Source organism: Enterobacter cloacae complex sp. 6730903 (assembly GCF_048283985.1).
Taxonomy (GTDB): domain Bacteria; phylum Pseudomonadota; class Gammaproteobacteria; order Enterobacterales; family Enterobacteriaceae; genus Enterobacter; species Enterobacter hormaechei_C.
Map to the genome: position 1 here is coordinate 1 of NZ_JBLVXX010000080.1, position 8,729 is coordinate 8,729.

General features: G+C 56.4%; 6 protein-coding genes. 5 read left to right on the forward strand and 1 reads right to left on the reverse strand.

The window, feature by feature from the left end; translation table 11 throughout:
* The first annotated feature begins 255 nt into the window (after window positions 1-255).
* The gene (locus ACNQ0W_RS24145) at window positions 256-936 is read left to right on the forward strand and encodes an oligogalacturonate-specific porin KdgM family protein (RefSeq protein WP_032608106.1); all 681 of its coding nucleotides are present in this window, start codon (window positions 256-258) and stop codon (window positions 934-936) included.
* 42 nt (window positions 937-978) lie between these two features.
* On the opposite strand, the gene metJ is transcribed toward ACNQ0W_RS24145, so the two are convergent.
* Window positions 979-1,296 (reverse strand): met regulon transcriptional regulator MetJ, encoded by a 318-nt coding sequence (gene metJ / locus ACNQ0W_RS24150; protein WP_003862042.1) that lies wholly within the window; start codon window positions 1,294-1,296, stop codon window positions 979-981.
* A 275-nt stretch (window positions 1,297-1,571) separates the two neighbouring features.
* Between metJ and metB the strand changes: the two genes are divergently transcribed.
* From metB to katG, 4 genes are all read left to right on the forward strand, one after another.
* Complete coding sequence (gene metB, locus ACNQ0W_RS24155) at window positions 1,572-2,732, forward strand: cystathionine gamma-synthase (RefSeq protein WP_015569951.1); 1,161 nt, start codon at window positions 1,572-1,574, stop codon at window positions 2,730-2,732.
* A 2-nt stretch (window positions 2,733-2,734) separates the two neighbouring features.
* Window positions 2,735-5,167, forward strand: coding sequence for a bifunctional aspartate kinase/homoserine dehydrogenase II (locus ACNQ0W_RS24160; protein WP_033487968.1), 2,433 nt, complete (start codon window positions 2,735-2,737; stop codon window positions 5,165-5,167).
* A gap of 226 nt (window positions 5,168-5,393) precedes the next feature.
* Window positions 5,394-6,284, forward strand: coding sequence for a methylenetetrahydrofolate reductase (gene metF, locus ACNQ0W_RS24165; protein ID WP_032104303.1), 891 nt, complete (start codon window positions 5,394-5,396; stop codon window positions 6,282-6,284).
* Between the two features lie 144 nt (window positions 6,285-6,428).
* A complete protein-coding gene (gene katG, locus ACNQ0W_RS24170) occupies window positions 6,429-8,609 on the forward strand; it encodes a catalase/peroxidase HPI (protein WP_045334315.1) in 2,181 nt (726 codons plus the stop codon).
* Window positions 8,610-8,729 lie beyond the last annotated feature (120 nt).

An 8,729-nucleotide genomic window follows, 5' to 3' on the forward strand; every position in this document is an offset into this window, starting at 1 on the left:
GTATTTATATTTCCTCTTCAAATATATATTTTAATTTTTCCGAAAAATAATCACCGTGTCTTAATATATTCCTATTTATACGGATAGTGAGCTTTATCTCTGTATTCTTGGCCTGTTTGCCATTTTATTGTCGGATATGGCAATAAATAAAAGGTTTCCCTCCGGGTGTAAAATTACACTGCGCTCGACATAAATTCTTATTTGCCATTTCAACAGCGATGGCTTTCAGGGTGCATTTACTTTGAGGGAAAAAGGATGAAACTGAAGCAACTTTTATTCGTGCTTCCATTACTATCGTGCGCAGCGCAGGCGGGATATGTTGATTACCGACACGAGTATTACGACGATGGACGTAACTATGACCGTGTGTACATGTCACACCGTTTCGGGACGGGCTTTGGTGTGGCCGTAGAGGCCGTCTCACGCTCAGACGAAAAGCAATCTAATGATGCGCTCAATAATATGGAGAGTAACAGCAACGAATATACTGCCAGCTACCAGTTTACCTGGCAGGGATTTATCTGGCAGCCGGGTGTCGCGGTTGAAATGGGTGACGACATGGCTATTTATAAACCCTATTTACGCGTACAGTATAATATTAATGACAGCTGGTGGACGGCATTCCGTTATCGTACCGAATATACCCGCCGTAATGCAGACGGTAAAGATGACAGACTGGTATATCGCCCGGAAATGTGGCTGGGGTATAATATTGATAACTGGATGTTTGAACTGAACGGAATTTATAAATTCGCCGACAACGAAGATCTGTATAACAACAAAAAAGAGGATTACGAATATAACTTCCGCGTGGCGTATAACATCGATTCGTGGGTGCCATTCGTGGAGGTGGGTAATGTCTCTTCCGGCTATAACACCGCTACCACTGACGACCGACAAACGCGTCTGCGTGTCGGCTTAGGCTACAACTTCTGAGAAACCATCCCGCTGAGCACCCTCAGCGGGACCGCATCGCTGTTAGTATTCCCAGGTCTCCGGGTCGATACCCAGTTCACGCATGATCACCTTCGCCTCTTCCGGGATTTCGTCACTGCGCTCTTTGCGCAGATCGTCATCGTTCGGCAACGGTTGGCCGGTAAACGCATGCAGGAACGCTTCGCACAGCAGTTCGCTGTTGGTGGCGTGACGCAGGTTGTTCACCTGACGACGCGTACGTTCATCGGTGAGGATCTTCAACACCTTCAGAGGAATGGACACCGTGATTTTCTTGACTTGCTCACTCTTCTTACCGTGCTCAGCGTATGGGCTGATATATTCGCCGCTCCATTCAGCCATGAGATACCTTTAATCCTCTCAGTCATTAATCTAAAGGTGCAAAACCGGTAACCATCAGTTTTGAACCGTAATCTTGCGTAGTTTACCGTAGAGACGATACCGAGGCACGGATATTGCCGCTGTAGCGTGTCCTAAAGCATATAATTTTAACGGCTATTTGCACATTGCTCAATCTATACGCAAAGAAGTTTAGATGTCCAGATGTATTGACGTCCATACTTTCAATGTTTACTCTGGTGCCTGACTTTTCACCTCATTCGCCAGGAAGCCTCACCATGACGCGTAAACAGGCCACCATCGCAGTGCGTAGCGGATTGAATGATGACGAGCAGTACGGCTGCGTTGTCCCGCCAATTCATCTCTCCAGCACCTATAATTTCACCGGATTTAATGAACCCCGCGCGCATGACTACTCGCGTCGCGGCAATCCTACGCGTGACGTCACCCAGCGCGCGCTGGCGGAACTGGAAGGCGGCGCGGGTGCGGTATTAACCAATACCGGCATGTCTGCCATTCACCTGGTGACTACGGTGTTCCTGAAACCTGGCGATCTGCTGGTGGCGCCGCACGACTGTTATGGCGGCAGCTATCGTCTGTTTGATAGCCTGGCGAAACGTGGCTGCTACCGTGTGCTGTTTGTCGATCAAAACGACGAACAGGCGCTGAAACAGGCGCTTGCCGAGCAGCCGAAGCTGGTGCTGGTGGAAAGTCCAAGCAATCCATTGTTGCGCGTAGTCGATATTGCGAAAATTTGTCAGCTCGCAAGGGATGCGGGAGCGATAAGTGTAGTGGATAATACGTTCCTCAGTCCGGCCCTTCAGAACCCACTGGCACTGGGTGCCGATCTGGTGTTGCATTCATGCACTAAATATCTGAACGGCCATTCTGACGTAGTAGCAGGTGTGGTGATTGCCAAAGATCCTGAGGTAGTCACCGAACTGGCATGGTGGGCCAATAACATTGGCGTCACCGCGGGCGCGTTCGACAGCTATTTGCTGTTGCGCGGCATCCGTACGCTGTCGCCGCGTATGGACGTGGCGCAGCGTAATGCCCAGGCGATCGTGGATTTCCTGAAAACCCAGCCGCTGGTGAAGAAGCTTTATCACCCGTCGCTGCCGGAAAACCAGGGGCACGAGATTGCCGCGCGCCAACAGAAAGGATTTGGCGCGATGTTAAGTTTTGAACTGGACGGTGACGAGCAAACGCTGCGTCGCTTCCTGAGCGGGTTGTCATTGTTTACGCTGGCGGAATCCTTAGGGGGAGTAGAAAGCTTGATCTCCCACGCCGCAACCATGACGCACGCAGGTATGGCACCCGAAGCACGTGCCGCCGCCGGGATTTCCGAGACGCTGCTGCGTATCTCGACCGGTATTGAAGATTCTGAAGATTTAATTGCCGATCTGGAAAATGGCTTCCGGGTCGCAGCCAAGGGGTAATCATGAGTGTGATAGCGCAGGCAGGGACGAAGGGTCGTCAGCTGCACAAGTTTGGTGGTAGTAGTCTTGCTGATGTGAAATGTTACCTGCGTGTCGCAGGGATCATGACCGAGTATTCACAGCCGGGGGACATGATGGTTGTCTCTGCGGCGGGCAGCACCACCAACCAGTTGATTAGCTGGCTGAAACTGAGCCAGACCGATCGCCTCTCTGCGCATCAGGTGCAACAGTCCTTACGTCGTTACCAGAGCGAACTGATTGCCGGTTTGCTGCCTGCGGACGTGGCGGACGGGCTGATTAGCGCTTTTACGCACGACCTTGAGCGTCTGGCCGCTCTGCTGGACAGCGGCATTACCGATGCAGTGTATGCGGAAGTGGTTGGCCACGGTGAAGTGTGGTCTGCGCGCCTGATGGCCGCTGTGCTGCAACATCTTGGTGTGGACGCCGCCTGGCTCGACGCGCGTGATTTCCTGCGTGCCGAACGTGCCGCGCAGCCGCAGGTGGACGAAGGGTTGTCTTACCCGCTGCTGCAACAGCTGCTGGTGCAACATCCTGGTAAACGTATTGTCGTCACCGGTTTTATCAGCCGCAGCAACGCGGGCGAAACCGTTCTGCTGGGCCGTAACGGCTCTGACTACTCGGCAACGCAGATTGGCGCCCTGGCGGGCGTGTCCCGCGTCACCATCTGGAGCGACGTGGCCGGTGTCTACAGCGCGGACCCGCGCAAAGTAAAAGATGCCTGCCTGCTGCCGCTGCTGCGTCTCGACGAAGCGAGCGAACTGGCGCGTCTGGCGGCCCCGGTGCTGCACGCGCGCACGCTACAGCCGGTTTCCGGCAGCGACATCGACCTGCAACTACGCTGTAGCTACACGCCGGATCAGGGTTCCACCCGCATCGAGCGCGTGCTGGCATCCGGTACGGGCGCGCGCATTGTCACCAGCCATGATGACATCTGCCTGATTGAGTTCCAGGTGCCTGCGGGCCAGGATTTCAAACTGGCACACAAAGATATCGACACCATCCTGAAACGTGCCCAGGTGCGTCCGCTGGCCGTTGGCGTACATAACGATCGTCAGCTGTTGCAGTTCTGCTATACCGCTGAAGTGGTGGACAGCGCCCTGAAAATTCTGGATGAAGCGGGCCTGCCGGGCGAGCTTCGCCTGCGTCAGGGGCTGGCGCTGGTGGCGATGGTGGGCGCAGGCGTCACCCGTAACCCGCTGCACTGCCACCGCTTCTGGCAGCAACTGAAAGGTCAGCCGGTGGAGTTCACCTGGCAGTCGGAAGAGGGCATCAGTCTGGTTGCCGTGCTGCGTAAAGGGCCAACCGAAAGCCTGATTCAGGGTCTGCACACCTCCCTGTTCCGCGCGGAAAAACGCATCGGCCTGGTACTGTTCGGGAAAGGGAACATCGGTTCCCGCTGGCTGGAGCTGTTCGCCCGCGAGCAGGTAACGCTTTCGGCGCGTACCGGGTTTGAATTTATTCTGGCAGGGGTGGTGGACAGCCGCCGCAGCCTGCTGAACTACGAAGGGCTGGACGCCAGCCGGGCGCTGGCCTTCTTTAACGATGAAGCGGTTGAGCAGGATGAAGAGTCGCTGTTCCTGTGGATGCGCGCGCACCCGTACGACGATCTGGTGGTGCTGGACGTGACCGCCAGCGAGCAGCTGGCCGATCAGTATCTGGATTTCGCCAGCCACGGGTTCCACGTCATCAGCGCCAACAAGCTGGCGGGCGCGAGCAGCACTGACAAATATCGCCAGATCCACGACGCATTCGAAAAAACGGGTCGTCACTGGCTGTATAACGCCACCGTTGGCGCGGGCCTGCCGGTTAACCATACCGTGCGCGATCTGATTGAAAGCGGCGACAGCATTCTGGCGCTGAGCGGGATCTTCTCCGGCACGCTCTCCTGGCTGTTTTTGCAGTTTGACGGCACCGTACCGTTTACCGACCTGGTGGATCAGGCGTGGCAGCAGGGCTTAACCGAACCGGATCCGCGCGTTGACCTTGCCGGTAAAGACGTGATGCGTAAGCTGGTGATCCTGGCGCGTGAAGCGGGCTACGACATTGAGCCGGGGCAGGTGCGCGTTGAGTCGCTGGTACCTGCGGGCTGCGAGGAAGGGTCCGTCGATCACTTCTTCGAGAACGGCGACGAGCTGAATGAGCAGATGGTGCAACGTCTGGAAGCGGCTAACGAGATGGGCCTGGTGCTGCGTTACGTGGCGCGCTTCGAGGCGAACGGTAAAGCGCGCGTGGGCGTGGAGGCGGTGCGTCCTGAACATCCGCTGGCGGCGCTCCTGCCATGCGACAACGTCTTCGCCATCGAAAGCCGCTGGTACCGCGATAACCCGCTGGTGATCCGTGGCCCGGGCGCGGGACGCGATGTCACCGCCGGGGCGATCCAGTCTGATATCAACCGTCTGGCTAAGCTGCTGTAATTTCGCTTGTTCCCTCTCCCCGTGGGAGAGGGTTAGGGTGAGGGCAGCAGACCGCACTCACTCCCATCATGAACGTCCTTCATCTTGCCTGAACAAACCTCACCGTTAATGTTGATTATTTCTGTTGACGTCATCCCGCTTTTCCGTCATTTTTACATCTGGACGTCTAAACGTATAGAAGTTCACAACACAACAAACAACGACACGCGAAAGATAGAGGTAAGGTATGAGCTTTTTTCACGCCAACCAGCGGGAAGCCCTGAATCAGAGCCTGGCCGAAGTAAACGGCCAGATTAACGTCTCTTTTGAATTTTTCCCGCCGCGCACCAGTGAAATGGAGCAAACCCTGTGGAGCTCTATCGATCGCCTGAGCAGCCTGAAGCCGAAGTTCGTCTCCGTAACCTACGGCGCCAACTCCGGTGAGCGTGACCGCACGCACAGCATCATTAAGGGCATTAAAGATCGAACCGGTCTGGAAGCGGCACCGCACCTGACCTGTATCGACGCCACCCGCGATGAACTGCGCGCCATTGCCCAGGACTACTGGAATAACGGCATTCGCCACATTGTGGCCCTGCGCGGCGACCTCCCGCCAGGCAGCGGCAAGCCGGAGATGTATGCCACCGATCTGGTCGGGCTGCTGAAAGACGTTGCCGACTTTGATATCTCCGTGGCCGCCTACCCTGAAGTTCACCCGGAAGCCAAAAGCGCCCAGGCGGATCTGCTCAACCTCAAGCGTAAAGTGGAGGCCGGTGCTAACCGCGCGATTACGCAGTTCTTCTTTGACGTGGAAAGCTACCTGCGCTTTCGCGACCGCTGCGTCTCGGCGGGTATTGATGTCGAAATCATCCCTGGCATTCTGCCAGTCTCGAACTTCAAACAGGCGAAGAAATTCGCGGATATGACCAACGTGCGCATTCCGCTGTGGATGTCCAAAATGTACGAAGGGCTGGACGACGACCCGGAAACCCGCAAGCTGGTGGGGGCCAATATCGCGATGGACATGGTGAAGATTTTAAGTCGCGAAGGGGTGAAAGATTTCCATTTCTATACCCTGAACCGCGCGGAAATGAGCTATGCCATTTGCCATACGCTCGGTGTTCGCCCGGCGCTGTAAAGTAAAAAGCCCTCATAAAACGAGGGCTTTTTAATCGAACAGAGAGTTAAAAGGTATTAGCTATCGAATCTGTGGATTAATTCAACTATCTCTTATCGCTAGTGGTGTATATCGTAACGGTAACACTGTAAAGGGAGCATAGCGATGAGCACGTCAGACGAGACCAATAACGCGGCATCCGCCGGCAAATGTCCGTTCCACCAGGGCGGCGTCGATCATAGCGCGGGTGCAGGTACCGGCAGCAAAGAGTGGTGGCCTAAGCAACTCCGCATCGATCTTCTAAACCAACATTCCAACCGTTCGAACCCGCTGGGTGAAGACTTCGACTACCGCAAAGAATTCAGCAAGCTAGACTATTCCGCCCTTAAGGGCGATCTCAAAGCCCTGTTAACCGACTCACAACCATGGTGGCCTGCCGACTGGGGCAGCTATGCGGGCCTGTTTATCCGTATGGCCTGGCACGGCGCCGGTACTTATCGCTCCGTTGACGGTCGCGGCGGCGCCGGACGCGGTCAGCAACGCTTTGCGCCGCTGAACTCCTGGCCGGATAACGTCAGCCTGGATAAAGCTCGCCGTCTGCTGTGGCCAATTAAGCAAAAATACGGACAAAAAATCTCCTGGGCCGACCTGTTTATCCTCGCGGGTAACGTGGCGCTGGAGAACTCCGGCTTCCGCACCTTTGGTTTTGGTGCCGGGCGTGAAGACGTATGGGAACCGGATCTGGACGTCAACTGGGGCGATGAAAAAGCCTGGCTGACCCACCGTGACCCGGAAGCGCTGGCGAAGCGCCCGCTTGCGGCCACCGAAATGGGCCTGATTTACGTTAACCCGGAAGGGCCAAACGCCAGCGGTGAACCGCTGTCTGCGGCGGCGGCGATCCGCGCTACCTTTGGCAACATGGGCATGAACGACGAAGAGACCGTCGCGCTGATTGCAGGCGGCCATACGCTCGGTAAAACGCACGGCGCAGGCGAAGCCACGCACGTGGGCACTGACCCGGAAGCGTCGCCGATTGAAGCGCAGGGCCTGGGCTGGGCCAGCACGCACGGCACCGGTATTGGCGCTGACGCCATCACCTCCGGGCTGGAGGTTATCTGGTCTCAAACCCCGACCCAGTGGAGCAATTACTTCTTCGAGAACCTGTTCAAATACGAATGGGTGCAGACCCGTAGCCCGGCAGGCGCGATTCAGTTTGAGGCCGTGGATGCGCCGGAAATTATGCCTGACCCGTTTGACCCGTCGAAAAAACGCAAGCCAACCATGCTGGTCACCGACCTGACGCTGCGTTTTGATCCGGAATTCGAGAAAATTTCCCGTCGCTTCCTGAACGATCCGCAGGCCTTCAACGAAGCCTTTGCGCGCGCGTGGTTCAAGCTGACCCACCGCGATATGGGGCCAAAAGCGCGGTACATTGGCCCGGAAGTGCCGAAAGAAGATCTGATTTGGCAGGATCCGCTGCCTCAGCCGGTGTTCCATCCGACGCAGGAAGATATTGAAAGCCTGAAAGCGGAAATCGCGGCCTCTGGTCTCTCCGTGAGCGAACTGGTTTCCGTAGCCTGGGCGTCGGCATCGACCTTCCGCGGCGGCGACAAGCGTGGCGGCGCTAACGGCGCGCGTCTGGCGCTGGCGCCTCAGCGCGACTGGGATGTGAACGCCGCGGCGGTGCGGGCGTTACCGGCTCTGGAAGCTATTCAGCGCACCACGAATAAAGCCTCTCTGGCCGATATCATCGTGCTGGCAGGTGTTGTGGGCGTTGAGCAGGCGGCGAAAGCGGCAGGCGTTTACGTTAACGTACCGTTCACCCCGGGCCGCGTGGATGCGCGTCAGGACCAGACGGATATCGAGATGTTTAACCTGCTCGAACCGGTTGCCGACGGTTTCCGCAACTACCGTGCGCAGGTGGATGTGTCCACCACGGAGTCGCTGCTGATCGACAAAGCCCAGCAGCTGACCCTGACCGCGCCGGAACTGACGGTGCTGATCGGCGGTCTGCGCGTACTGGGTGCAAACTTCGATGGCAGCAAGAATGGCGTGTTTACCAACCGCGAGGGCGTGCTGAGCAACGACTTCTTCGTTAATCTGCTGGATATGAACACCCAGTGGAAAGCGACCGACGACTCAAACGAGCTGTTTGCCGGTAGCGATCGCGCCAGCGGAGAAGTGAAATACACCGCCACCCGCGCCGATCTGGTCTTCGGTTCAAACGCCGTCCTGCGTGCGCTGGCCGAAGTTTACGCCAGCAGTGATGCACACGAGAAGTTCGTTCGTGATTTCGTTGCCGCATGGGCGCGAGTGATGGATTTGGATCGGTTTGACGTGAAGTAGCCCTTGTGCCGGGTGGCGCTGCGGTATGAACCGGAAACATGGGTAACACTTTAGACCGGATACATGGGTAACAGTTATAACTGGCATAGAAGAGGAGACTCGCTATGCCCTGGACTGAGA

Coding starts and splice junctions, on each gene's coding strand:
- ACNQ0W_RS24145 (WP_032608106.1), top strand. CDS start 256: ATGAAACTGAAGCAACTTTTATTCGTGCTTCCATTACTATCGTGCGCA.
- metJ (WP_003862042.1), bottom strand. CDS start 1,296: ATGGCTGAATGGAGCGGCGAATATATCAGCCCATACGCTGAGCACGGT.
- metB (WP_015569951.1), top strand. CDS start 1,572: ATGACGCGTAAACAGGCCACCATCGCAGTGCGTAGCGGATTGAATGAT.
- ACNQ0W_RS24160 (WP_033487968.1), top strand. CDS start 2,735: ATGAGTGTGATAGCGCAGGCAGGGACGAAGGGTCGTCAGCTGCACAAG.
- metF (WP_032104303.1), top strand. CDS start 5,394: ATGAGCTTTTTTCACGCCAACCAGCGGGAAGCCCTGAATCAGAGCCTG.
- katG (WP_045334315.1), top strand. CDS start 6,429: ATGAGCACGTCAGACGAGACCAATAACGCGGCATCCGCCGGCAAATGT.